The organism is Gordonia marina (assembly GCF_052036135.1).
Taxonomy (GTDB): Bacteria; Actinomycetota; Actinomycetes; order Mycobacteriales; family Mycobacteriaceae; genus Gordonia.
The window spans coordinates 18,583-44,865 of the sequence record NZ_JBPSDN010000001.1; the positions used below are offsets into that span (position 1 = coordinate 18,583).

The 26,283-nt window shown below is 72.1% G+C and carries 16 protein-coding genes; 7 read left to right on the forward strand and 9 right to left on the reverse strand.

Features of this window, described 5'->3' with window-relative positions:
* Window positions 1-247 precede the first annotated feature (247 nt).
* A complete protein-coding gene (locus ACSEEN_RS00045) occupies window positions 248-7,756 on the reverse strand; it encodes a non-ribosomal peptide synthetase (protein ID WP_440711905.1) in 7,509 nt (2,502 codons plus the stop codon).
* Window positions 7,757-7,886: 130 nt separating this feature from the next.
* Here ACSEEN_RS00045 and ACSEEN_RS00050 point away from each other — a divergent pair, with 130 nt between their 5' ends.
* Genes ACSEEN_RS00050 through ACSEEN_RS00060 form a run of 3 tightly spaced genes read left to right on the forward strand, consistent with a single transcriptional unit; the run spans window position 7,887 to window position 10,893 of the window.
* Window positions 7,887-8,954: an iron chelate uptake ABC transporter family permease subunit gene (locus ACSEEN_RS00050; protein ID WP_298443138.1), complete on the forward strand. Its 1,068-nt coding sequence runs from the start codon at window positions 7,887-7,889 to the stop codon at window positions 8,952-8,954.
* Complete coding sequence (locus tag ACSEEN_RS00055; protein ID WP_298443139.1) at window positions 8,951-10,015, forward strand: FecCD family ABC transporter permease; 1,065 nt, start codon at window positions 8,951-8,953, stop codon at window positions 10,013-10,015. The genes ACSEEN_RS00050 and ACSEEN_RS00055 overlap by 4 nt, the downstream gene beginning before the upstream one ends.
* 17 nt (window positions 10,016-10,032) lie before the next feature.
* A complete protein-coding gene (locus ACSEEN_RS00060; protein ID WP_247867962.1) occupies window positions 10,033-10,893 on the forward strand; it encodes an ABC transporter ATP-binding protein in 861 nt (286 codons plus the stop codon).
* Here the strand turns inward: ACSEEN_RS00060 and ACSEEN_RS00065 are convergent.
* Window positions 10,853-12,157 carry an MFS transporter gene (locus ACSEEN_RS00065; RefSeq protein WP_440711906.1) on the reverse strand — a complete coding sequence of 435 codons (1,305 nt, stop codon included), beginning with the start codon at window positions 12,155-12,157 and terminating at the stop codon, window positions 10,853-10,855. The two genes, ACSEEN_RS00060 and ACSEEN_RS00065, sit on opposite strands and share 41 nt — an antisense overlap.
* A gap of 63 nt (window positions 12,158-12,220) precedes the next feature.
* Between ACSEEN_RS00065 and ACSEEN_RS00070 the strand changes: the two genes are divergently transcribed.
* Window positions 12,221-12,451, forward strand: coding sequence for a phosphopantetheine-binding protein (locus ACSEEN_RS00070; protein WP_247867200.1), 231 nt, complete (start codon window positions 12,221-12,223; stop codon window positions 12,449-12,451).
* Here the strand turns inward: ACSEEN_RS00070 and ACSEEN_RS00075 are convergent.
* Window positions 12,441-13,613 carry an isochorismate synthase gene (locus ACSEEN_RS00075; protein ID WP_440711907.1) on the reverse strand — a complete coding sequence of 391 codons (1,173 nt, stop codon included), beginning with the start codon at window positions 13,611-13,613 and terminating at the stop codon, window positions 12,441-12,443. The two genes, ACSEEN_RS00070 and ACSEEN_RS00075, sit on opposite strands and share 11 nt — an antisense overlap.
* 129 nt (window positions 13,614-13,742) lie before the next feature.
* Between ACSEEN_RS00075 and ACSEEN_RS00080 the strand changes: the two genes are divergently transcribed.
* Window positions 13,743-15,023, forward strand: coding sequence for a lysine N(6)-hydroxylase/L-ornithine N(5)-oxygenase family protein (locus ACSEEN_RS00080; RefSeq protein ID WP_247867202.1), 1,281 nt, complete (start codon window positions 13,743-13,745; stop codon window positions 15,021-15,023).
* Between the two features lie 107 nt (window positions 15,024-15,130).
* On the opposite strand, the gene ACSEEN_RS00085 is transcribed toward ACSEEN_RS00080, so the two are convergent.
* The 6 genes from ACSEEN_RS00085 to ACSEEN_RS00110 form a co-directional block, all read right to left on the reverse strand.
* Window positions 15,131-16,585 carry an NAD-dependent succinate-semialdehyde dehydrogenase gene (locus ACSEEN_RS00085; RefSeq protein WP_247867203.1) on the reverse strand — a complete coding sequence of 485 codons (1,455 nt, stop codon included), beginning with the start codon at window positions 16,583-16,585 and terminating at the stop codon, window positions 15,131-15,133.
* Window positions 16,586-16,617: 32 nt separating this feature from the next.
* The gene (gabT, locus tag ACSEEN_RS00090) at window positions 16,618-17,949 is read right to left on the reverse strand and encodes a 4-aminobutyrate--2-oxoglutarate transaminase (protein ID WP_440711908.1); all 1,332 of its coding nucleotides are present in this window, start codon (window positions 17,947-17,949) and stop codon (window positions 16,618-16,620) included.
* A gap of 61 nt (window positions 17,950-18,010) precedes the next feature.
* Window positions 18,011-19,549 (reverse strand): APC family permease, encoded by a 1,539-nt coding sequence (locus tag ACSEEN_RS00095; protein ID WP_247867205.1) that lies wholly within the window; start codon window positions 19,547-19,549, stop codon window positions 18,011-18,013.
* Entirely contained in the window at window positions 19,550-20,410 is an 861-nt protein-coding gene (locus tag ACSEEN_RS00100; protein WP_247867206.1) for a universal stress protein, read from the reverse strand.
* Window positions 20,411-20,431: 21 nt separating this feature from the next.
* Complete coding sequence (locus tag ACSEEN_RS00105; protein WP_440711909.1) at window positions 20,432-22,414, reverse strand: primary-amine oxidase; 1,983 nt, start codon at window positions 22,412-22,414, stop codon at window positions 20,432-20,434.
* A gap of 47 nt (window positions 22,415-22,461) precedes the next feature.
* Window positions 22,462-23,886: an aminobutyraldehyde dehydrogenase gene (locus ACSEEN_RS00110; protein ID WP_247867208.1), complete on the reverse strand. Its 1,425-nt coding sequence runs from the start codon at window positions 23,884-23,886 to the stop codon at window positions 22,462-22,464.
* Window positions 23,887-24,000: 114 nt separating this feature from the next.
* Here ACSEEN_RS00110 and ACSEEN_RS00115 point away from each other — a divergent pair, with 114 nt between their 5' ends.
* Entirely contained in the window at window positions 24,001-25,527 is a 1,527-nt protein-coding gene (locus ACSEEN_RS00115) for a helix-turn-helix domain-containing protein (protein WP_440711910.1), read from the forward strand.
* An 18-nt stretch (window positions 25,528-25,545) separates the two neighbouring features.
* On the forward strand, window positions 25,546-26,229 hold the full coding sequence (gene nucS / locus ACSEEN_RS00120; protein WP_298440999.1) for an endonuclease NucS: 684 nt from the start codon (window positions 25,546-25,548) through the stop codon (window positions 26,227-26,229).
* Window positions 26,230-26,283 lie beyond the last annotated feature (54 nt).

Sequence of the window (26,283 nt, forward strand, 5' to 3'; positions counted from 1 at the left end):
TCGGGGCCGACGGTCTCGGCACTGAGGTTAGGGTAACCTACAGTTCACGAGGTGGCGGCTCGGGGGATATGCCCGGTACGCCGCGCGCGGTCGTGCCGCGACACCCGCACCACGTCGGCGACAGCCGGCGGCGATGCGACACCCGCGGTCGTCGCGTCACCGCCGGCTGTCGTGTGGGCGGAAGGAGTGTCGCGGGCGAGCCGAGACGGTCTTCCCGAGCGGGCGTTTTGGGCCGAGACCCGGATCGTCAGGCCGGGGCGGGGAGGGCGGCGCCGAGGTGGGCCGCGATCGCGTCCACGTCACCGTCGGTGAGTACGGTGCACGACCAGGTCAGTTCCACCACCAGCGTCTGGGCGCCGTCGGCCGCGACCTCCACGCGGCCGTCGACGGTCAGCGGGTGGTCCACCTCCAGATCCGCCGCCGGGGTGGTGCGTGTCCACCGCGACTGCGGGGCCGGCCGCCACGGCTGCTCCGCGCCGAGGTCGAGTACGCCCAGGAAGTTGACCAGCACCTGCGCCCGCGGGGACCGCGCCAACAGACGAGCGGTGCGCGGATTGCAGTAGCGGGCCAGCCCGTAGCCGTATCCCGGTTCCGCCAGCTGCTCCTCGATCCGGTCCCGCCCGTCGGACGCGGCCGGATCGCACCGCACCGGCCACAGCGCGGTGAGCCAGCCGACGGTCTCCGACAGATCGGCGTCGACCAGATCACGGCCGTGGCCTTCGACGTCCACGAGGAACGGCGCCGCGTCGCCCGAGGTGTGCCCGGCCCGCCAGCGGTCGAGGGCATCGGCGACGGCCGCGACGAACGACGGCGCGGTCGGCGTCTCGGCGGGCAGGCGCAGCGTCCGGGTGCGCAGGTCGGCCTGGGTGACGGCCGGACCGGCGGCCGCCGGGAACAGTGGCGAGGCGCTCGCCAGCAACGTCCGCCATCGGGCGGCGTCGGCGGTGGTCTCCGGGGCCGCGGCGAGCGCGGCGACCGCGTCGGCGTAATCGGCGAAACCGGTCAGGGGTGCGCCGAGCGCGGCGCGGCGCCCGGCGGTGAGCGCCGCGTCGGCGACGGCGAGGTCGTCGAGCAGGAGGCGCCAGGACACCGCATCGATCGCCAGATGATGGATCACCAGGACCAGCCACGCGCCGTCCGGCGCGAACACCGCCCCGGCCTGCAGGCAGCCGTCGACGGTCGGGTCGAGGCGGGCGTGAACCCGGTCCGCGATCGAGGCGAATTCGGCCTCGCCGGGATCGGCGGCCACCTGGTGCACGGACAGGAGGTCCGCCGCGCGACAGTCGGTGACGGCGCGCGGCGTGGGCGACCACACGCCGCCCGCGGCGACCCCGACTCGCAGACGCAGCGCCTCGTGGCGGGCGAGCACGGCGTCGAGCACGGCGGTCAGGCGATCGACGCCGATACCGTGCGGAAGCGCGACGGTGACCGACTGGGCCAACGACTGCCAGCGCCCGGTCCGCGCGGCCAGCTGCGCGGCGATCGGGGTGAGCGGGAGCGGCCGGGTGCGTTCGGTGATCGGGACGACGCCGTCGGGATCGCTCACCGCGACCTCCCGGGCGAGACCGGCGAGACGCGCCACCGTGCGGGCCTCGAAGACCTCGCGCACGGAGAGTTCCAGACCGCGCCGCCGCAGCCGGTTGACGACGGTGATCGCCACGATGCTGTCGCCGCCGAGGGCGAAGAAGTCGTCGTCGCGGGCCGCGCTCACCCCCTCCGGGAGGCGCAGCACCTCACCGAAGACCTCGGCGATCACGCGCTCCGCGGCCCCCTCGACCGCCTCCCCGGTACCGGAGATCACCGGATCCGGCAGCGCCGCGCGATCGAGCTTCCCGTTCGCGGTCACCGGCAGCGCGTCGAGCAGGGTGAGCGTGGCCGGGACCAGATGCGCGGGCAGCTCGTCGGCGACGGCCGCGAGCAGGCCGGCGGGCTCGACGCCGTCGGCGCCGCTCGAGGCGACCCCGTAGGCGGCGAGCACGGTCCGGTCGTCGGCCGTGCGATGGCCCACGACGACGGCCTGCGCCAACGAGCCGGTGCGCAGCAGCGCGTGCTCGATCTCGCCCGGTTCAACGCGTTGACCACGCAGTTTGAGCTGCGCATCGCTGCGTCCGGCGTATTCCAGGACACCGTCGGCGGTCCACCGGGCGACGTCGCCGGTGCGGTACATGCGCTCACCCGGGGAGAACGGCGACGCGACGAAATGCGCCGCGGACAGGCCCGGTCGCCGTGCGTAGCCGCGGGCCAGCTGCACCCCGGTGAGATAGAGGTCGCCCCAGACGCCGATCGGGCGCTCATCGAGGGCCGGACCCAGCACCCGGGCGCCGGTGTTCCACACCGGCCGGCCGATCGGCACGACCGGTCCGGTCAGCCCGGTGACGTCGATCTCGGTGACGTCGACGGCGGCCTCGGTGGGGCCGTACAGATTGTGCAGGCGCGCATCGGGGAAACGCTCCGCGACGCCGTCGCGCAGGGGTGCGGTCAGCGCCTCGCCGGAGCAGAGGATCCGGCGCAGCCCTTCGACGGGCTCAGGGAGCGTCGTGGGGTCAGGGGGCGGCGCGAGGTCAGGGGGCGGCGCGAGGTCAGGGGGCGTCGTGGGGATAGGGGGCGTCGTGGGCTGAGTGGCCGCGGCGAGAAACGCCCGGAGCATCGACGGCACGAAGTGCACGGTCGTGACGGCATCCCGGCGCAGGATCTCGGCGATCCGCGCGGGGTCTCGATGGGCGTCCGGCTCGGCCATCACCACCGTCGCCCCGGCGATGAGCGGCCAGAACAGCTCCCAGACCGAGACGTCGAAGCCGGTCGGCGTCTTGTGCAGCACCCGCTCGCCGGGCACCAGCCCGTAGCGATCCTGCATCCAGCACAGCCGGTTCACGATCGCCCGATGCTCGACGACGACCGCCTTCGGGGTGCCTGTCGACCCCGACGTGTAGATCAGATACGCGGCGCGCCGGTCCGGGAGGGATCCGGGTGCGGGCAGGCCGGAGGCGGGCACGGGCCGGTCGCAGATTCCGCGCGCGTTCACGACCGGCGTGGGCACCTCGTCGCCGGTATCGGCGCGGTCGGTGATCAGCGCAGCCGGTGCGGCGTCATCGAGCAGGAAGCGCCGCCGCGCGGGTGGATGTTCGCGGTCGAGCGGCAGATACGCCGCGCCCACCCGGTGCGCGGCGAGCAGCGCCACCGAGAGCGCCGTCCCGCGCGGCAGATCGACGGCGACGACGTCGTCGACCCCGGCGCCCGCGGTGGCGAGCTGTGCGGCGAGCCGGCCGGATGCGGCGAGCAGGTCGGCGTAGGTCGTGGTCTCGCCGTCGGCGAGCACCGCCGTCACGGTGGGATGTGCCGCGGCGGCCGCCGCGATGAGCCCGGTCAGGTCGGCGCCCGGGGGCACCGGATGCGCGGTGGTGTTCGCCGCGTCCAGGCTCCGGCGGTCGGCGGCACCGAGCAGGTCGAGCCGGCGCAGCCGCAGCCCGGGATCGGCCGTCATCTGTGCCAGGGCGGCGGCGAGGAGTCCGGCGATCCGTTCGACGGTCGGCCGGTCGAACAGATCACGGGCGTACTCGATCCGGGCGGAGAGCGCCGGAGAATCGGCCCGCTCCAGGAACTCGACGGTGAGATCGAACTTCGCGCCCACCGGCGCGAGCGGTTCGACCCGGGCTTCGAGCCCGGCGAAGTCCGGGACGGGGACCGGGCCGCGGTACTGAATCATGGTCTGGAACAACGGGTTCCGGCCGAATCGCCGGGGCGGGTCGACGGCGTCGACCATCTCGGTGAAGGGCATCAGCTGATGCTCCAGAGCCGCGAGGTCGGTCTCCCGGACGCGGGCGAGCAACTCGGTGACGGTGGGGTCGTCGTCGACGCGGGTGCGTACCGCGACGGTGTTGGTGAACATGCCGATCACCGCGTCCAGATCGGGATGGCCGCGGCCGGCGACCGGGGTGCCCAGAACGATGTCGCCGGACCCGCTCAGCCGGGCCCAGACCGCGACGACCGCGGCGTGGATCACCATGAACGGAGTCGCGGAGGCGCGGGCGGCCAGCGCCCGCATGGCGGTGCCGAGGTCGCCGGGCAGCGTGAACTCGACCGTGCCGCCGCGCCAGGTCGGCGTCTCGGGCCGCGGCCGGTCGTAGGGGAGAGCCAGTTCGTCGGGGATCCCGGCGAGGGCCGCGCGATGGTGCTCACGCTCGCGCGGCCGGTCGACGGACCGCTCCTGCCAGCCGGCGGCGTCGGCGTACTGCAACCGGGCGGGCCCGGCGGGAGCCTCGCCGTTCACGACCGCCCGGTAGTCCTCGGCGAGTTCGGCGAACAGCTGCGGCGCGCACCATTCGTCGGCGGCGATGTGGTGCACGGTCAGCTGCACGGTCCACGACGCGTCGCCGCGACGGGCGACGTCGACCCGCAGCGGAAGCTCACTGGCCAGGTCGAACGGCCGCTCGCGGGCCGCGGCGAGGCCGTCGGGGTCGTCGTGCACGACGAACGGAACGGGCGTGCCGGGCGGTGCGATGACCTGCACGAGGGCGCCGCCGTCACCGGCGATCAGGCGCGTGCGCAGGGCCTCGTGCCGGTCGGCGAGGTGCCCGCAGGCGGCGGCGAGTGCCGCGGTGTCGAGTAGTCCGCGCAACGACACCGCGAAGGGCAGGTTGTACGACGCCTCGGCCGTCCCGGGTGCTTGCCGGGTGAGCTGTTCGGCGGCCCAGACGCCGCGCTGGGCGGCGGTCGCCGGCAGCGGGTCGGGGCGCGGCCCGGGCGGCACCGGACCGGTCGGCGCCGGATCGGCGGCATGCCGGTCGATCTCGGCGGCCAGCGCCGCGACGGTCGGGTGGTCGAAGACGCTCCGCACCGTCAGCGGCAGATCCCGGTCGGTGGTGATCCGGTGGAGGAGCCGGGTGGCGAGCAGGGAATGCCCGCCGAGCGCGAAGAAGTCGTCCCCGGTCCCGACCCGCTCGACGCCGAGTACCTCGGCGAACGCCGCGGCAAGGCCGATCTCGGTCGGCGTGCGCGGCGCCTCGTCGGCGACGGTGAGCAGACCGGCCGGATCGGGAAGGGCACGCCGGTCCACCTTGCCGTTGGGCAGTGTGGGCATCGCGTCGAGCAGGACCACCGCGGGCACCTGATACGAGGGCAGCCGCGCGGCGAGCGCCGCGGTGATCCGCTCGCGGTCGGGGCCGCCGGGTGCGACGGTGAGGTAGGCCCAGAGGGCCGATGCCCTGGTGGCGTCCGGACGGGTGACGACGGCCGCCCCGGTGACCCCGGGGACCGCGCGCAGCGCGGCTTCGACGCCGACCGTCTCGACCCGGTGGCCGCGGATGGTGACCTGCCCGTCCACACGGCCGTGGAATTCGAGAAGACCGCCGGGCCGCCAGCGGCCGAGGTCGCCGGTGCGGTAGAGGCGGCCGGGGCCGAACGGATCGGCGACGAACCGTTCGGCGGTCAGCGCGGACCGCCCCAGGTATCCCCGGGCGATCTGCGGTCCGGCGACGTAGATCTCGCCGATCACCCCCGGCGGCGACGGCCGCAGCAGCGGGTCGAGTACGCGCACCGTCGATCCCGGGACCGGCCGCCCGAGGGTCACCGGCTCGCCGTCGGCATCCAGCTCGGCGACCGTCACATCACCGGCCACCTCCGACGACCCGTACGAGTTCACCACCCGGGCGGAGGGCGAGACCGCCCGGAGGGCCGCGGCCACGTCGGCGCCGAGCGGTTCCCCGGACAGCACCCACCGGGTGATGCCGGCGCACGCCGCCGGTTCGGTGGCGGCGAGGGTGGCCGCGAGTGACGGCACCGCGGTGACCTGGGCGACCGGTTCGGCGCGCAGCAAGGCGGCCTGGGCGGCGAGGTCGACGCGCTCGGCGTCGTCGGCGATCACCAGGCGCGCACCGGCGGCGAGGGCGCCGAGCAATTCGGTGAGCCCGTCGATGAAGGCGAACGAGCTCTTCAGCAGTCGCGCGTCGCCCGGCGCGGCCGGCCACCGAGCGGTGGCCCACGCGATCCGGGTGGCGAGCGCGTCCCGGGTGCCGGCGACACCCTTGGGGACCCCGGTCGATCCGGAGGTGTAGGCGAGGTAGGCCAGCGCCGAGCCGGGCGCGGCGGGATGCGGATGGTCGTCGGCGTCGTCCGGCAGGTCGTCGACGACGATCCGGTGCGCTGCGACGGGCGGCAGCGCGGCATCGGCGGTCGTGACGAGCACCGCGGGACCGGCGTCGCCGAGGATGTATTCGACCAGCTCGCGCGGGTAGCCGAGGTCGATCGGCAACACCGCGGCCCCGGCGCGCAGCGTCGCCAGGATCGCGGCCGCCGCATCGTCGCCGCGGGGCAGGGCGACGGCGACCACCGCGTCGGTGCCCGCGCCGGCGGCGCGCAGCGCCGCCGTCAGCGCGCGGACCCGGGGTTCGCGCGGCCCGGCATCCCGGAGCAGCCCGGCGAGATCGGGCTGCTCCCGCTCGGGTCCGGCACCCAGGGCGAGCACCGCGGCGGGCGGCGGTGCCGAGGCCGCGACGGGTGTGTCCGGCCGGTCGGCGAGCACCTCGAGCATCGAGACCAGCGTCCCGGCGATCCGGGTCACGCGCTCGGCACCGAGCGCGGCGGGCAGGTGGTGCAGGCGGATCTCCAGGTGCGGCGTGACGACCACCTGCACGGTGAGCGGATAGTGCGTCGAATCGCGCGGGGCGATCCCGGCGAGCCCGAGACCGGTCGCCGCGAAGGCCTCGCGCAGCGGCCCGGACGACGCCGGATGGTTCTCGACGACGAGCAGGGTGTCGGCCAGCTCGCCCGCGCCGATCGCGCCGGCGATCGCCGGCAGGCCCACCCAGTGGTCGGTGAGCACCGTCGACTGGTCGTGCTGCACGCGCCCGGCGACGTCGATCACCCGGTCGGCGCCGGCGGCGCGGACCCGGACCGGAACGGCGCCGATCGTCATCCCGATCAATGACTCGGCACCGGAGAAGTCCGGGCTGCGGCCGGAGACCGTCGCGGCGAACAGCACATCGGTGCGCCCGGTCTCGTACCCGAGGGTCAGTCCCCATGCCGTCTGGACGAGGCTGCCGAGGGTGACCCCGGCGGCGCGGGCCCGGTCGGCCAGCCGTTCGCCGAGGGTTCCCAGGTCATCGAGACGGACCTCGCGCGGCCGCGCGCCCATCCCCGCCGGGTCGGGTCCGGCGAGGAGCGTCGCCTCGGCCCCGTCGAGCAGTGGGCGCCAGCGGTCGAGCGCCGCTTCGCGGTCCTGCTCGCCGAGCCAGGTGAGGTAGTCGCGGAACGGCCGGACCGGTGGCAAGGTCGCGGTGGAGCCACCGGCGGCGTAGGTCAGCGCGATCTCCCGCAGCAGCAGCGGCGCCGACCAGCCGTCGAGGATCAGGTGGTGGTTGGTGATGAGGAGCCGCCAGTCGCGCTCTCCGGTCCGGGCCAGGGTCAGCCGCAGCAGCGGCGGCCGGGCCAGGTCGAAGCGTTCGTCGCGGGCGTCGTCGCAGATCGCCGCCCACCGGTCGGGGTCCTCCCGCAGGTCGTGCTCCGCCCAGCCGATCTCGGCCCCGTCGAGGACCAGGGCCACCGGCATCCCGTTCTTGCGCCGGCTGAACGCCGTGCGCAGGTTGGGGTGCCGGGTGAAGACGGCCTGGGCGCTGCGGTGCAGCAGTCCCGGGTCGAGGTCGCCGGTCAGGGCGATGTCGGCCTGTACCGTGTACGGGTCAGGGCCGTCGCCGACCAGGGTGGACGCGTACAGCAGTCCATCCTGCACCGGAGTCAGCGGCAAGATCTCGGCGAGTTTCATCGGCGGCGGGGGTCCTGTTCGATCGGGACAATGCTCTTATTAAGGTAAGCATTACCAAACCTTTGAAAGATGTTCGGGTCCGTACGATCCGAACCCGGACTGTGGGAGCCGCTGTGCGCGTGGTGCATCGATGACGGGGGTGGCGGAGGTGGCCGCGCCGCCCGGCGAGAGCGCCGCCGAGCGCACGGTCGGCGTGGCCCGGACCGATGCGTTCCGGGCGCTGGGCCTGCTGGTGCTGGCGGCGGTCCTGCTCGGCGTGGTCGTCGGCAGCCTGGCGATCGGCCCGACGTCGATCCCGCTGAGCACGGTGTGGGACACGGTCTTTCACTACACCGGCTCGCTGGAGCAGCTGACCGTGCGCGACGGCCGGATCTCCCGCACCCTGCTGGGCATCCTGGTCGGCATCGCGCTGGCCGTCGCCGGTGCGCTGATCCAGGCCATGACCCGCAATCCGCTCGCCGATCCCGGCATCCTCGGTGTCAACGCCGGCGCCGCGTTCTTCGTCGCCCTCGCGATCGGGGTGTTCGGCTACACCGGCATCTGGACGTACATCTGGTTCGCCTTCGTCGGCGCGATCGTCGCGGCCGCGGTGGTCTACGCGGTGGGCTCGCGAGGCGTCGGGGGAGCCAGCCCGGTCCGGCTCACCCTCGCCGGGGTCGCGGTTACCGCCCTGCTCACCGGCATCACCACCGCACTGGTCCTGCTCGATCCGAAGGCCTTCGACCAGATGCGGTTCTGGCAGGCCGGCTCCATCGCCGGGCGCACCCTGAGCGTGACGACCGCGATCGTGCCGTTCGTCGTGGCCGGGGTGGTTCTCGCGGTGGCCGTCGCGCGCCCGCTCAACGCCCTCGCGCTGGGTGACGACCTGGCCCGTGCGCTCGGCGCCAACACCCTGCGCACCCGGCTGATCGGCTTCCTCGCGGTGACCCTGCTCTGCGGTGCGGCGACGGCCGCGGCCGGCCCGATCGCCTTCGTCGGGCTGATGATCCCGCACGTCGCGCGCTGGATCGTCGGTCCCGAGCAACGCTGGATCCTGGTCTACAGCCTGGTCCTCGGCCCGATTCTGCTGCTGGTGTCCGACATCATCGGGCGCGTCGTGGTGCGTCCCGACGAATTGCAGGTGGGCATCGTCACCTCGTTCGTGGGTGCGCCGGTGCTGATCTGGCTGGTCCGCCGAAGCAAGGCGAGCGGCCTGTGAGCGTCGACTTCGGCCGCCCGGTGGCGGTCCTCGGCAGGCGAACCGGTCCGTTCTCGCTGCGGATGGACGTCCGCGTCGCCGTCGTGGTGACGGTGATGGTCGTGGCGGCGCTCGGCATCACGCTGACCGCGCTGATGGTGGGCGACTACCAGGTGAGCGCCGGCGGTGTGTTCCGGGCGATCTTCACCGAGGCCACCACCCGCGTCGAACACCGCGAGCACTACGTGGTGGTCACCAAACGGCTGCCGCGGGCGCTGCTCGCCGTGCTGCTGGGGATCGCCCTGGGCATCAGCGGCGCGGTGATCCAGTCGCTGACGCGCAACCCGCTCGGCAGCCCGGACGTGATCGGTTTCAACATCGGTGCCTACACCGGTGCGCTGGTGGTGATCGTGCTCGGCGGCGGCAGCGCCGTCCTCGGCCAGTCCGGCGGCGCCCTGGTCGGCGGTATCGCGACCGCGCTGGCGGTGTACTTCCTGGCGTACCGGCAGGGTGTGCAGGGCTTCCGGCTGATCATCGTCGGCATCGGGCTCAGCGCCATGCTGGCCTCGTTCAACACCTGGCTCATCCTCACCGCCGACCTGGACACCGCGATGTCGGCCGCCGCCTGGGGCGCGGGCTCGCTGAGCACGTCGACGTGGGCGCAGGTGTGGATCGCGGTCGTCGTGCTCGTCGTCCTCGCGGTGGCGCTGGTGCCGTACGCCGGGCGGATGAAGCTGCTGGAGATGGGCGACGATGCCGCGACGGCGCTCGGCGTCCGGGCCGAGCGCACGCGGCTGGTGCTGCTGATCCTGGGTGTGGCGCTCACCGCCCTCGCGACCGCCATCGCCGGGCCGATCGCCTTCGTCGCGCTGGCCGCGCCGCAGCTCGCCAAGCGGCTCACCCGCACCGCCGGGGTGAGCCTGGTGCCCGCGGCGGCGATGGGCGCGCTGCTGCTCTCGGCGTCGGATCTGGTGGCGCAGCGGCTGTTCGCGCCGACCCAGCTGCCGGTCGGCGTGGTCACGGTGTCGATCGGTGGCCTGTACCTGGTGTGGCTGGTGGCCCGCGAGACGAGAAGGAACTGACGATGGGAAGAAGTGACATGAGCTGGTTCCGCCGCGGCGCGCACGTGCCCGCACCGGTGACCGACGGGCCGCGGCTGATGGCCGAGGACCTGACCCTCAGCTACGACAAGCGGGTGATCAGCACCGAGCTGAGCCTGACCGTGCCGGAGAACTCGTTCACGGTGATCATCGGCCCGAACGCCTGCGGCAAGTCGACGCTGTTGCGCGCGCTCTCCCGCCTGCTCTCCCCGGAGAGCGGGACCGTCCTGCTCGACGGCGCGCAGATCACCTCGCTGCCGGCCAAGGAGGTGGCTCGCCGCCTCGGGCTGCTGCCGCAGACCTCCACCGCGCCCGACGGCATCCGGGTGGCCGACCTGGTCGCGCGCGGGCGTTTCCCGCACCAGAGCCTGATCCGCCAGTGGACCGACGACGACGAGGCCGCCGTCGTCGCGGCGATGCGGGCCACCCGGGTCGATGCCCTCTCCGGACGGCTGGTCGACGAACTGTCCGGCGGGCAGCGCCAGCGCGTCTGGATCTCGATGGTGCTGGCCCAGCAGACCCCGCTGATCCTGCTCGACGAGCCGACCACGTATCTCGACCTGGCCCACCAGATCGAACTCCTCGACCTCTGCGCCGAGCTCAACCGGGAACAGAACCGGACGCTGGTCGCGGTGCTGCACGACCTGAACCACGCGTTCCGGTACGCCGATCACCTGGTGGTGATGAAGGACGGCGAGATCGTCGCTCAGGGGGCGCCCGGTGAGATCGTCGACGCCGGCCTGATCCAGCGGGTGTTCGACCTGCCGTGCCGGATCATCGACGACCCGGAATCGCATACCCCGCTGGTGGTGCCGCTGGTCAGCAGCCGGGCTGCCGGGCGGTCCACAGCGACCGCATGACGAGCACGGCGATCACGGCCAGCGCGGTGAGCACCAGGCCGTAGTAGGCGATCGCGGTCGGCGCGGCCCAGAGCGTGCCGAGAGCACCGGCGATCAGCGAGCCGACCGTGACGCCGCTGACCTCCTGCGCCATCCAGATGCCGTTGACACGGCCGAGGAGCGGTCCCGGCGTGTGCTGCTGGATCAGCGTGTACCGGATCACCTCGGCCGTCGCATCGAGGAAGCCGATCGCCACCAGCACGATCACGACCACCCACAGCGCCGTGGCGACGCCGACCACGACGATCAGCGCGAGTCCGGCGGTCGTGGCGCTCAGCAGAATCGCACCGGGGCGTCGTGCATGGCCGATCCAGCCGCTGGTCAGGGTGGCCAGCAGGGCGCCGGCCGCGGTGGCCGCCATCAGATAGCCGACCACCCCGGTCTGGTCGCCGAAACGGTGGGAGACCAGGGCGGGCAGCAGCGCGACGAGGCCGGTGGCCAGCATGGTCAGGACGCCGACGCCCATCACCGACAGGACCACCGGGCACTCCCGGAAGAACGCGGCGAGCCCCGGGGGCGCGACACCGCCGCGCCGCGGGTCGTCGGCGCCGGCCGCCTCGTCGGTGACGGGCACGTCGCCGGCGGGCGGGGCGTCGTCGGCGAGGGCGGCGTGCGGGGACAGTTCCGGGAGACCGAGCAGGATCACCACGGTCACGGCGGCCAGAAGGGTCGCCGCCGCGTAGGCCCATTCGACCCCGGCGGCCCCGATGATCGCCGCCGCGATACCGGGCGACACGGCGGTCCCCACCCGGACGGTCAGCGAGGTCAGCGCGCCGACGGCGGCCAGTCGCCGGCGGGGGATCAGGGTGGGCACCGCGGCCATCAGCGCCGCGCTCGACAGCGCGCCGAGCAGGCCGTCGACCGCGGCCAGTGCGTAGACCATCCACACCAGGGGCGAGCCGCCGAAGACGCCGAAGGCGTTGAGGCTCAGCCCGAGGAACGACGCGGCGGCCGCGGATCGGCCGGCCAGGATGAGCGTCCGCCGGTCCATCCGGTCGGCCGCGGCACCGCCGATCAGCATGCCCGCGAAGGTGGTCGTGCCGGTCACCGCCGTGGCGGCGCCGACCTGGAACGACGACCCGGTCAGCTGCCACATCTGCACGGGCACCGACACCATCAGCATGCCGATGCCGATCAGCGAAACGGCCCGCGCGACGAAGATCCGCCGGAAGGCCGGCGAGATCCGCAGCGGGGACAGGTCGAGGAGAACGGGTGTGGTGGACATCAGCGCGTCCGTGGGTATGCTGGCCGCCGCCGATACTCCGATACCCGACCGAAGGAGCAATTCATGACCAACACCCTGGACCGCGAACGCATCGTCGCCGACCTCGCCGAGGTGCTCGACGTGCCCGCCGAGGAACTCGGCGACGACGCGAACGTGCTGGATATGGGGCTGGACTCGGTGCGGCTGATGTCGCTGGTTGAGCGCTGGCGCGCGGCCGGGGCCACCCGCGCCGACATCGTCGTGCTGGCCGGCGAGCCGGTCGTCGGGGCGTGGGTGCGCGAACTCACCGCGTAGCCCGCTCGACGCCGACGGCGCGCAGCACCGTCGCCAGCTTGGCCTCGGTCTCGGCCACTTCCGAGTCCGGGTCCGAGTCGGCGACGATGCCGCCGCCGGCCCAGGTGCGAATCGACCGGCCGTCGCCCGAGACCTCGGCGCAGCGGATGGAGACCATCCACTCGCCGTCGCCGCCATCGTGGCCGGCCCGGGCCCAGCCGACCGCGCCCGAGTAGAAGCCGCGGGAGGACTCGGTGGCCAGGATGTGATCGCGCGCGGTGCGGGTCGGGGTGCCGCAGATCGCCGGCGTCGGGTGCACGGCGAGTGCCAGATCGAGGGCGGTGAGCGTGGGGTCGGCCAGCTCACCGGTGATCGGGGTGCCGAGATGCCACATCGCGGGCGTCGACATCAGTTCGGGGCGCGCGGGCACGTCGAGACGACGGCACAGGGGCGCCAGCGCATCGGCGATCGCCGCCACCACGTAGCCGTGCTCGGCGTGGTCCTTCGGCGAGCCGGCGAGGGCGCGGCGCCGGGCGTCGTCGACGGCCGGGTCGGCAGAGCGCGGCGCCGACCCGGCGAGCGGATGGGCGCTCACCGTCGTGCCGGTCTTGCGGACGAGGACCTCGGGACTCGCGCCGACCAGGGTGCCGGGCCGGCCGGCCGGGGCCAGTCCGGTGACGAACACCGATCCGGCCGGGTCCTGCGCGCGCAGTGCGGCGGCGAGCTCCCAGGCGCCGATCGGGTCGGGGCAGTCGAGCAGCACGCTGCGGGCCAGGACGACCTTCTGCAGGTCGGTGCCCGGGTCGGCGAGTGCCGCCACGGCGGCGGTGACGCGCCGCCGGTGTTCGTCGAGCGGGGGATCGAGGCGTGCGATGCGAGTCGACGGTCCGAGTGTCACCGGGCCGGGCGCCCAGGCGCCGTGCACGACGTCGATGCGCCGGGGCACCGAGAGGGCCGCGGCCTCGCGGATGTCGAACGGGAGTGCCCCGGTGACGGCCGGAGCGCGCCCGGAGCGCAGCGCTTCGGCGGCCTCGGCGGCGTCGTCGAAGCTTCCGGCCCGGCCGTGGGCCACCGCGCGGTATCCGTTGCGGCATAACAGGAAGTCCGGTCGATCGGCCTTCCGGCCTGCGTCGTCGGCGAGGTCGTCTCGGCCGGGGGCCGGCGCTGTCGTCGACACGGTCATCGGTCTCCTCCTAGGCGGTGGGGGTCCGATTTGACCCCTTTGGTTAGGATAGACTCACCTACTTAGCGGTGCGAGTGTGCGGTGTGTGAATCCGGCCTCACGCATGGGCGATGACACGAGGAGTGGACAGTGCGCAGTGAGTCGATCCGGGTCTACGACCTCATCGGCGTCGGCTTCGGTCCGTCGAATCTGGCCTTGGCGATCGCGCTCGAAGAGCACAACGCCGCCTTCGGGACCGGCCTGACCGCACGTTTCTTCGAGCGCCGCGCGTCGTTCGCGTGGCATCCCGGCATGCTGTTGCCGGGAGCGACGATGCAGGTGTCGTTCTTCAAAGACCTGGCGACCCAGCGTGACACCCGCAGCGGGTACACCTTCCTGGCGTACCTCGCCGACCGCGGGCGGCTGGCCGACTTCATCAACCTGCAGAGCTTCTTCCCGCTGCGCGCGGAGTTCTGCGACTACCTGCGCTGGGCCGCCGCGCGGGTGAGCGTGCCGGTCGACTACGGCTGCGAGATCACGTCTGTGGACTGGGACGGTGACGCCTTCGTGGTGCGCGGTCGCGGTGGCGTGTATCGCGCCCGGAACCTGGTGCTGGGCAGCGGTATCCGGGCCAAGCTCCCCGCCGGGGTGACGCCGTCCCGGCACGTCTTCCACAATCACGACCTGCTCGACCGGCTCGCCGAACTGCCCGAGCCCGCGCACGGACGGTACGCGGTGATCGGCTCCGGACAGAGCGGCGCCGAGGTCGCCGAGTACCTGCTGTCGACCACCGGCGCGCAGGTGCACGCGGTCTTCGGCAAGTACGGCTACACCCCGGCCGACGACAGCCCGTACGCGAACCGGGTGTTCGACGCGTCCACCGTCGACGAGTTCTTCGGCGCCGACGCCGGTTCCCGCGAGCGGCTCCTGCACGACCATCGCGGCACCAACTACTCCGCGGTCGACGGCGAGCTGATCGAGCAGCTGTACCGGCGCGAGTACGCCGAGCGGGTGAGCGGCGCGCGTCGCTTCTTCGTCCACGGCGCCTCCGAGACGGCCGATCTCGCCGAGACTGGCGACGGCGCGCGCCTGCGGGTGCGGAGCCGGCTCACCGGTGAGGTGACCGTGCTCGACTGCGACGCGGTGATCCTGGCGACCGGCTTCGAGCCGGTGCCGGTGGAGCGGCTGCTCGGCGGCCTGGCGTCGTCGTGCCGCACCGATGCGGCCGGGCGGCCGGTGCTGGACCGCCGCTACCGACTGTCGACGGACCCGCACATCACCGGCTCGATCTTCGTGCAGGGCAACTCGGAGCACTCGCACGGGCTCACCTCGAGCCTGCTCTCGAACGTCGCCGTCCGCGCCGGCGAGATCGTCGACACGCTCGCCGAGACGGTCGATCACTCCCGCCTCGCCGCCCCGCGCGCCGGCTGAGCGGCGAGGCACCGGCTGAGCCGCCTGGCCGCCGGCTGAGCCCGTCGACTTCGCTCAGGAACCACCGGTCGAGCCCGCCAGGGCGAGACCGTGTCGAAGCCCCGCCCCTACGTCAGCGCGATGTACTTGGTGTTCAGGTACTCCTCGATGCCCTCGCTGCCGCCTTCGACACCCAGCCCGGACGACTTGATGCCGCCGAACGGGGCCGCCGGATCGGAGATCACGCCGCGGTTGACGCCGACCATGCCGTATTCCAGCGCCGCCGACACCCGCATGGCCCGGTCGAGGTCGCGCGTGTAGAAGTACGACGCCAGGCCGTACTCGGTGTCGTTGGCCCGGGCGATGGCCTCGGCCTCGGTGTCGAATCCGGAGATCACCGCGACCGGCCCGAAGATCTCGTCACCGGCGATCCGCGAGTCCTCCGGCGCGCCGGTGATCAGCGTCGGCGCGTAGAAGTAGCCCGGCCGGTCGAGGCGGTGCCCGCCGGTGTGCACGGTCGCGCCACCGGCGACGGCCTCGTCGACCAGCGCGGCCACGCTGTCCACCTGCTTGGCGTTGATGATCGGCCCGAGGTCGCTGCCGTCGTCGTAGCCGGGGCCCACCGACATGGCGGCGATCCGGGCGGTCAGCGCCTCGGTGAACGCCGGGCGGATGCCGTTCTGCACCAGGATCCGGTTCGCGGCGGTGCAGGCCTCGCCGCCGTTGCGCATCTTCGCGAGCATGGCGCCGTCGACGGCGGCGTCGAGGTCGGCGTCGTCGAACACGATGAACGGGGCGTTGCCGCCCAGCTCCATCGAGGTCCGCAGCACCTGGTCGGCGGACTGCCGGATCAGTGCGCGGCCCACACCGGTGGAGCCGGTGAAGCTCACCTTGCGCAGGCGCGGGTCGGACATCAGCGCGGCGGAGACGTCGGCCGCGCTGGTCGTCGGGATCACCGACAGCACGCCCGGCGGCAGGCCGACATCGGCGAACACCTTGGCCAGCAGCAGCATCGTCAGCGGAGTGTCCTCGGCCGGCTTGACGATGATCGGGCATCCCGCGGCGAGCGCCGGCCCGATCTTGCGGGTGCCCATCGCCAGCGGGAAGTTCCACGGCGTGATGGCCAGCGCCGGGCCCACCGGCTGCTTGACGACGACGATCCGGCCGTTCCCGGCCGGGGCGGTCGCGGTGCGCCCGTGCACGCGCACCGCCTCCTCGCTGAACCAGCGGAGGAATTCGGCGCCGTAGGTCACCTCGCCGCGGCTTTCGGCCAGGATCTTGCCCATCTCCAGGGTCATCAGCAGGGCGAAGTCGTCGGCGCGCGCGGTCACCGCGTCGAAGGCCGCGCGGAGGATCTCGCCGCGCCGGCGGGGCGCCGTGGCGGCCCAGGCGGCCCCGGCTTCCACGGCTTGATCGAGGGCGAGGTGGGCGTCGGTGACCCCGGCATCGGCGACACCGACGAGCACGTCGCCGGTTGCCGGGTTGACGACGTCGAAGGTGGCGCCGGAGGCGGCCGCGGCCGGACCGCCGGCCAGCCACAGGCCGGTGGGCACGGAGTCGAGCAGAGCGTTCACATCGTTCATCGGGTGCGGAGCCTTCCGTGAGGGGAGTTCTTCTACAGCGCGTTCGCCAGCGCGGCGGCCAGGACCTCGAGGCCGTCGTCGAGCAGGTCGTCGCCGATCACCAGGGGCGGCAGCAGCCGGATCACGTTGCCGTAGGTGCCGCAGGTGAGGATCACGACGCCCTCGGCGAGGGCGGCCGCGGCCGCGGCACGCGCGTATTCGGGTGCCGGTTCGGTGGTCCCGGGGTGAACCAGCTCGGCGGCGATCATCGCGCCGCGGCCGCGCAGGTCGCCGATGATGCCGGTCTCGTCGGCCACCCGCCGCAGCCGGGTCACGATCCGCTCGCCGATCTCCCGGGCCCGACGGGCCAGCTGCCGTTCCTCCATCACGTCGAGCGCGGCGAGGGCCGCGGCGCAGGCGACCGGGTTGCCGCCGTAGGTGCCGCCGAGCCCGCCGGGGTGCACGGCGTCGAGCAGGTCGGCGCGTCCGGTGACCGCCGACAGCGGCATGCCGCCGGCGATGCCCTTGGCCATCGTGATCAGATCGGGGACCACGCCCTCGTCGTCGCACGCGAACCAGTCGCCGGCACGCGCGAAACCGGTCTGCACCTCGTCGGCGATGAAGACGACGCCGTTGATCCGCGCCCACTCGGCGAGCGCGGGCAGGAAACCCGGAGCCGGCACGATGAAGCCGCCCTCACCCTGGATGGGCTCGATGATGATCGCGGCCAGCGAGTCCGCGCCGATCTGCTTCTCGATACGGTCGATCGCGTCGGCCGCGGCCTGCTTGCCGTCGGTGCCCGCCGGATCGCGATACGGGTACGACGCCGGCATCCGGTACAGCTCCGGCGCGAACGGCCCGAAGTTCTTCTTGTACGGCATCGACTTCGCGGTCAGGCCCATCGTCAGGTTGGTGCGGCCGTGGTAGGCGTGATCGAACGCGACGACGGCGTCCCGGCCGGTCGCCAGCCGGGCGATCTTGATCGCGTTCTCCACGGCCTCGGCGCCCGAGTTGAACAGCACGGTCCGCTTCTCGTGCTCGCCCGGGGTGAGGGCGTTGAGCCGTTCGGCGACGGCCACGTAGCTCTCGTACGGCGTCACCATGAAACAGGTGTGGGTGAAGTGCGCGGCCTGATCGGCGACGGCGGCCGCCACCGCCGGATCGGACGCGCCGACCGAGGTGACGGCGATACCCGACCCGAAGTCGATGAGCGAGTTCCCGTCGATGTCGACGATCACTCCGCCGTCGGCGTCGGCGGCGTAGACCGGCACCGACGACCCGACCCCGGCGGCGACGGCGGCGGTGCGGCGGGCGGCGAGCGCGGCCGAGCGCGGACCCGGCAGCTCGGTGACGAGGTTTCGGACCTGCGGGATCCGGGTGGTCATGAAGGCTCCGTTCGGGAGAGTCGTTTCGGGGGAGTCGTGAGGTCGTGACGGATCGGGTAGGTCATTCGACGAGCGGCGGGGTGTCCCGGGTCAGCGTCTCCCCGCGGAAGAATGCGGGGGATTTCGTGCGCCAGACCAGCATCAGGATCACACCGAGGATCAGCAGTCCGAACCCGATGTAGAAGACGAGGCTGATCCCGAAGATCGCGGTGCCGCTGCCGTTCGCCGGATCGAGGCTCTCCTTGACCGCGATGATGAAGACGGCGGCCAGCATGATGCCGCCGAGCAGCGGGAACACGAGCTTGTAGACGATGTTGTGCACCGAATCGAACAGCTCCTTCCGGAAGAACCAGACGCACGCGAAGGCGGTGATTCCGTAGTACCAGCAGATCATGATGCCCAGCGCCGCGATGGTGTCCCAGAGGGCGTGTTCGGACAGCAGTTTGACCGCGACATAGAAGATGCCGGTGACGACGGCGGAGACGACGGTCGCGTACGTGGGCACCAGGAAACGCGGGTGCACGCTGGCCAGTTTCTTCGGGAACGCCCCGTAGGCGCCCATCGCCAGCATGGTGCGGGCGGCGGGCAGGAACGTCGTCTGCAGGCTCGCGATCGACGAGGCGAAGATCGCCAGGAAGAGCAGCAGACCACCCACGGAGCCGAGGACCGGATCGGCCAGCGGCTTGAACACGTTCTCCGAGTTCGCCTCGGCGCCCAGTCCGATGCCGGTCGTCCCGACGCCGGCGTACATCATCACCGCGACGGCGACGAGCAGGTAGGTCAGCAGGATGGTGACCACGGCGAGCAGGCCGGCGCGGCCCGGGGTCTTCTGCGGATCCTTCGACTCCTCACCGAGCGTGAGGCAGGTGTCCCAGCCCCAGAAGGCGAAGATCGAGCCGGTCAGGCCGATCACGAAGGCGCCCAGCGCCAGCCCGCTGAACGGATTGAACCAGTCGGCGGAGAAGTCGAGATGCGTGGGCGACGATCCCGAGCGCACGATCGCGGTGATCGCGAACACCACCAGCACCACCATCTGGAAGCCGACCAGCGCGTACTGCACCCACTGGCTGGTGGTGATGCCGCGTCCGGCGATCCAGGCCGCGATCACGATGAACACCAGCGTCGTCACGATGTTGATCGCCTTGTTCTCGGCGAGGTCGGCGATGCTGTCGACCCGGAACAACTGCGAGATGAACAGATAGAAGAACTCGACGGCGATCGCCGCCAGGTTCGACAGCACGATGATCGTCGCCAGCACCATGCCCCAGCCGCACATCCAGCCGACGTACGGGCCGAAGGCCTTGGTCGACCAGGTGAACGACGCGCCGCAGTCCGGGGCGCGGGAGTTGAGCTCGCGGTAGGCGTACGCGGTCAGGAACATCGGGATGAAACCGGCGATGAAGATGGCCGGCATCTTCAGGGCGACGGCCGAGACGATGATGCCGATACTCGCGGTCAGGGTGTAGCCGGGGGCCACGCACGACACGCCGAGCACCGCGCCGGCGAACGTGCCGACCTTGCCGCCGGCCAGGCCCTTGTCGACCAGATCGGCACCGTGGGGAGTGGTCGTGACCACCGGTTCCTTGTCGGAGGTGCTCATCTACGACTCCTCTTTCGGCACGATCACCATCGGCACGTCGAGGACGCGCAACATCTTCGCCGCCGTGGAACTGAGGAACAGGCGCCGCTGCGCGGCGAGTCTGCTCGAGCCGACCATGATGATGTCGCCGTCGTGCCAGTCGAGCTTGTTCACCGCGTCCTCCACGGTCGGGCCGGAGACGATGGTCCAGCTGACATCGGTATCGACCGGAATCCGGGAGCGGGCCTCATCGAAGGCGGACTGCGCGTGCGCGGTGGCCTCGGCGATCACCTGGTCGTCGGGCTTATGGCCGTGCGGGACGCGGTCGAGCGCGATGAGGGAGACCACCCGCAGCGGGCTGTGGGAGCGGGCGGCGGCGCGGATCGCGGTGTCGAGCAGATGCTGGGCGCCCGCCCGCCGGCCCATCGCGCAGGTGATCGCCCGCACGTGCTGCACCTTCGACCGGCGCAGGCCGCGCGGGGACAGCACCAGCGGCAACGGCGACGAGTGCACGAGTTCGTTCACCACCGAGCCGAGCGTGTGCCCGCCGACCAGCCCGCCGCCCGAACCTCCGACGACGATCGCCGACGCGCCGACGCGCTGTGCCTCGCCGATGATGCCCTCGGCCGACGACTCGGAGAACGCGATGTGCGTCGCCACGTCGATGTCGTCGGGCACCATGGCGCGAGCCTGCGCGAGCCACTGATCGGCCTGCTCGGTGAGCACCTGCTCGAAATCACCGGCGTGCAGTGGCGCCATCGCGTCCGGCGGAAGCACCATGCCGATGTCCAGGCCGGCCTTGAGCGTGCGGGCGAGGCGCCCGCCCATCGCGACTGCATCGGCGCCACCGTCGGTGGCGAGGTAGGCGACGTAGATCCGCATGGCAGGTCTTCCTCTCGGCTCTCAGTGCCCGCAGCCGCAGGCGGAGTCGTCCTGGGCGGCCGATCCGGTGGATTCGGTGGCGCAGCACGACGAGGACTTCGGCGGTGACGGAGCGACGTCCAGCGAGGGATTGCGATCGAAGAACCCGAACGGCTTGAGCCAGAAGCTCACGATGTCCGCGGGCATGATCGGCCAGTCCTCCGGCCGGGTGATGTGGTGGATGCCGAAGGTGTACCAGAGCACCACATCGGTGTTCTCGATGTTCCGGTTCTCCTTCGTCCACACCGCCAGGCCGGTGTCGGCCTTGTTCTGGTTGACGAACTCGCCCGCGGGCCAGCGTTCGTCCGGCGCGTACGGGGTGACCCACAGCGAGTGCTTGATCGCCTCGCAGCGGGCGAGGATCGGGGAGTCCTCGGGGAACATCGCCGGGAACGCGCCCGCCGGGGACAGCTTGTACGCCGGGTGCAGGCCGAGCGCGGTCGTCACGTTGTCGTTGGCGATCTTCCAGGCGCGCTGCGCCTGGAAGTTCGGGTTCTGTTTGCCGTCGGCCTCGGTCCGCAACGGGGTGTTGCGCACCCGCAACGACAGGCCGTACGGGTTGTCCGGGCCGACCGGCACCATCTCGGTGTCGCTCTGGTAGACGGTGTTCGGGCCGCCGTCGATGTCGAGGTCCATCCGCGCGGTGAGGAAGTGCTGATGGAACGGCGCGTAGGTGCGGTCGTCCACGATCGTGCCGTGATCGTTGGTCGCACCCGGATTCAGGTGGCTGACCACCATGATGCCGGTGGCGCGGACCTCGCACTCGATGTTGCCGTCCTGGTAGAAGCGCCAGTACGTCAGGTACTCGTAGTTCGCGACGGTCACGTGGAACGACACGGTGAGTCGCCGCATCCGGCGCACCTGGGCGTCGCCGTTGTGGTCGACGTGCTTCCACAGGACGGCGTTGTCCTCCTCGTGGATGCAGATGGCGTTCTTGATGGTGTACGGCTCGCCCTTGCTGTTGTGCAGGGTCGCGTCCAGGTACCGGATCTCGCCGAGGCAGTCGCAGCCCAGCTCCAGCGAGGTGGTCATGAAGCCCAGTCCCCACTCGCCGATGTCGAAGGCGGTGCGGCGGTAGTGGTCGTCGCAGTGGTCGCGGTAGGGGACCATCATCTCGGCGAAACTCAGCCGGTGGGCGATCTTGCGCTCGGTGCCGTTGTCGTCGTACGTGACGGCGTGGATGGTCATGCCCTCGCGGTAGTTGAAGCCCACGCGCATCGACCAGTTCTGCCACTTCAGCAGATTGCCGTCGAGCGTGAACGACGGCCCGTCGGGCTGGGTGATGTCCAGCGGCTTCAACGGCCCGCGGCTGAAGCTCTCGCGCAGGCGCTCGGGCAGCAGATGCGGCAGGTACTCGCCCATGATCTCCGGGCGGTCGACGACGAAGGTGTCTTCGATCTCCAGCAGTTCCATGGTGTTCAGATCGATCACGCAGTGGAAGCCGTTGACCGGACCGGCGTACGGGTTCGCGTCTTCGCTCGCCCGCACCCAGGTGTCCGACCAGCCGATACGACGATCCTTCCACTTGTCGGGGATCAGCACGTCGCCGTAGGTCCAGGTGTCCATGAACACCAGATCGAGGTCGGTGATGCCGCGGCGCGCCAGTGCCGCGATCACGTCGGGATGGGCGCGCAGCGCGGCATCGGCCTCCTCCCACTCATCGACGGTGACGTTCGGCTGCACGCCCGGAATGTGCTCCCAGGACAGCACCTCGCCGGTCTGGAGGGAGACCAGTGCCTTGTAGGTGGCGTTCGCCGCGCAGTGCAGGACGGTCGCCTCGGCCCGGCGTTCGCACGGCGTGCCGTCGGTGTCGTACGCCGCGAGGGCGGCCTTGTCCGGCTCGGCCATCTCGATCGACGTGTAGCGCCAGCCGTCGCCGACGCCGTGCGCGCCGGCCAGGATCTGCGTGACGCGGGTGAACTCGTCGGCGGACAGCGGATCGAGCGGATGGAAGGTGTCGGTCATGGTCGGTCGGCCTTTCGCTGGGGTATCGGGCTGAGGGGAAGGGGGAGTCAGTGGGCGCTCATCACGTGCTTGATGCGCGTGTAGTCCTCCAGTCCGTATACCGAGAGATCCTTGCCGTAGCCGGACCGCTTGAAGCCGCCGTGCGGCATCTCCGCGACCAGCGGGATGTGGCAGTTGACCCAGACGCAGCCGGCGTCGATCGCGGCGGTCATCCGCAGCGAGGTGGAGTGGTCGCTGGTCCACACGCTGGCGGCGAGGCCGTAGTCGACCCCGTTGGCCAGTTCGATCGCCTCGTCCTCGGTGGTGAAGCGCTGCACGGTGAGGACCGGCCCGAAGGTCTCCTCCTGGACGATCGGATCGTCCTGGGCGACGTCGGTGATGACCGTGGGCGCCACGTAGAAGCCCCGATCGCCGATCCGGTGACCGCCGGCGGCGACGGTCGCGTGCCCGGGCAGTGCCGCCAGCTTGTCCATCACCGCGGTGAAGTGGTGGACGTTGTTGAGCGCGCCGTAGAACGCGTCCGCGTCGTCCGGTGCTCCCGGCCGCAGTTTCGCGGCCTGGTCGACGAGGGCGGACACGACACCGTCGTAGACCGATTCGTGGACGATCGCGCGGGTGGCCGCGGTGCAGTCCTGCCCGCCGTTGAAGAACGCGGCCTGGGCGATGCCCTCGGCGGCCGCGGCGACGTCGGCGTCGCCGAAGACCACCGCCGGAGCCTTGCCGCCGAGTTCCAGATGCGGGCGCTTGAGATCCTTGGCGGCGCTGGTCGCCACCGCGATGCCTGCCCGGACCGAGCCGGTGATCGACACCAGTCCGATCCCGGGGCTCTCGACCACCGCGGCACCGGTGCGGCCGTTGCCGAGTACGACGTTGAAGACGCCGGCGGGCAGGATGTCCCGGGTGAGATCGGCCAGCACCAGGGTGCTCTCCGGGGTGGTGTCACTCGGCTTGAGCACGATGGTGTTGCCGGCGGCGAGGGCGGGGGCGATCTTCCAGATCGCCATCATGAACGGGTAGTTCCACGGGGTCACCTGGCCGACCACGCCGATCGGCTCGCGCCGCACGTACGACGTGAAGCCCTCCATGTACTCCCCGGCGGCCCGGCCCTCCAGCGTGCGGGCGGCGCCGGCGAAGAAGCGGACCTGGTCGGCGGAGACCAGCACCTCCTCGGTCTTGACCATCGCGGCCAGCTGCCCGGTGTTGCGGACCTGCGCGGCGACGATCTCGTCGGCGCGGTCCTCGATGGCGTCGGCGAGCTTCAACAGCGCGTTCTGCCGGTGGCTCGGGGTGGTCTTGCCCCACGAGACGAAGGCCCGTCGTGCCGCCGCGACCGCGGCGGACACCTCGTCGTCGGTGGAGATCGGGGAGATCGCGACCACCGATTCGTCGGCCGGGTTCACGATGTTCAGGGTCTCGGTCGAAACCGAATCGACGAAGGCTCCGTCGATGTAGTTCGCTAGGCGCGGGGTCATCTGTTCACTCCTGTCCGTGGTGGAACAGGTCTAACTGTGCCCCCGATCACTCCGCGCCGCATTGGTCGAAATGGATAAGATGACCCGACTTGACTGGACGAAATGGAGTGTGTCGTGGCGGTGTCTCTGCAATGGCTGCTCGGCCGCCGCGAGCTCGACCTGCGGCTGCTGACGCCCGGGATCACCGGCCCGGAGATCGACATCGCGGTGACCTCCGAGCTGGGTGACCCCTCGCCGTGGCTGTCCGGAAACGAGCTGGTCCTGACCACCGGTCTGGGGTCGGCGGGCCGGGATCAGGACGAGTACGTGCGGCGACTCGCCGCGTCCGGGGCGGCCGCGCTCGGGATGGGGACGGGACTGACCTTCGATCGGGTTCCCCCCGCACTCGTCGACGCCGCGCATCGCCACGGGATTCCGTTGATCGAGGTGCCGCTGCCGACCCCGTTCGTCGCCGTCGCCCGGGCCGTCGCCGACCGCATCGGTGAGCTGTCGGCGCGCGCGACGCAGTCGGCGGCGCGGGCGCAGCCCCGGATGACGCGGGCGGCGGTCACCGGGGGAGCCCCCGCGGTGCTGCGCGAGCTGGCGACCGCCTGCCGGGGCACCGTGGTTCTCACCGACTCCGCCGGAGCGCTGACGCACACCCGGCCGGCGCAGGTCGCGCCGGAGATCGCCGCGATGGTGACCCGGGAGGTGCGCGAGCTGCGCGCGGGCACGGCGTCGGTGGCACACACCCCGGCCGCGTCGGTCGTCGTGCAACCGGTCGCCTCGCCCGGCCGCACACACGGGTATCTCGTGGTGGTCACCGAGCGGCCGCCGCTGCCCGCCGATCAAGTGCTGATCGGGCACGCCGCCTCGCTGCTCGCGCTGCAGTTCGAGCCGCCGCGTGAGGCCGCAGAGGCCGGCTGGGCGCTGAACGGGGCCGCCGTGGGGCTGTTGCTCACCGGCGAGGCGGACCTGTCGGCGGCCCGGCGGCTCGTCGCGACGGTCACCGACGAGACCGGACACGTTCGGGCCATGGTGCTGTCGGCGCCGCCGGACAAGGCGCGAGCGCTGGCCCGGACACTCGAACGAGGGCTCGTCGCCGCCGGTCTGCCCGTCTTCGTCTGGACGTCGGCCCCGGAGTTGGGCGAAGTGGTGGTGCTGCTGCGGGGCGGGCACTCCGCCGCGAGCGCACTGCTCGACGGCGTCGCCGCGCCGTCACGCCGCCGCGTGCGGGCGGGCCTGAGCCGGCCGTATCCGGCCGGGCAGCTCACCGACGCCGTGGACGAGGCGCGGTACGCCGCGCGCGGCGGGCGGCCCGGCGGCCGCGTGCACGACGCTTCGGCCCGACCGCCGCTGCTGGCCGACGCCGCGGTGCGGACGGCGCTGGAGAAGGTCGCGGCGCAGGCCGTCGTGCCGCTGGCCGCCTACGACGCCGAGCACGGGACGGTGCTCGTCGATTCGCTGCGCACCTACCTCGAGTGTCACGGGCAGTGGGAGGCGGCCGGCGCGGCGCTCGGTGTGCACCGGCATACGCTGCGCGCCCGGATCGTGCGGGCGCAGGAGGTGGCGGCCGTCGACCTGAGCTCGGCGACCACGCGCGCGGAGTTGCTGCTGGCGCTGCTCGCCGTTGGCGAGGGCGGAACGGCCGCCGCCGGGTGATGTCCTAAGCTGGCTGCCGTGCGTCTCGTGATTGCCGAATGCCAGGTCGACTATGTGGGGCGCCTGACGGCGCACCTGCCGATGGCCCGCCGGCTGCTGCTGATCAAGTCCGACGGCTCGGTCAGCGTGCACGCCGATGACCGGGCCTACAAGCCGCTGAACTGGATGAGCCCGCCGTGCTGGCTCACCGAGGAGCCCCCGGTCGAGGGCAGTGCGGCGCAGGCCGTCTGGGTGGTGGAGAACAAGGCCGGCGAGCAGTTGCGCATCACGATCAACGACGTCGAGCACGACTCGTCGCATGAACTGGGGGTGGATCCCGGTCTGGTGAAGGACGGTGTCGAGGCGCACCTGCAGGAACTGCTCGCCGAGCACGTGCAGACCCTCGGCGAGGGCTACACGCTGGTCCGCCGCGAGTACATGACGGCGATCGGCCCGGTCGATCTGCTGTGCCGCGACGCCGACGGCGGGACCGTCGCGGTGGAGATCAAGCGGCGCGGCGAGATCGACGGCGTCGAGCAGCTCACCCGCTACCTCGAACTCCTGAACCGCGACGCGACGCTCGCCCCGGTCGCCGGGATCTTCGCCGCCCAGCAGATCAGGCCGCAGGCCAAGACTCTCGCCACCGATCGCGGAATCCGGTGCGTCACCCTCGATTACGACCGCCTGCGCGGCACCGAGAGCACCGAGTTCCGGCTCTTCTGAGAGGCGCCGCGACACCCGGCCCCGACGCGACACCCGCGGAGATCGGAAGAGCGT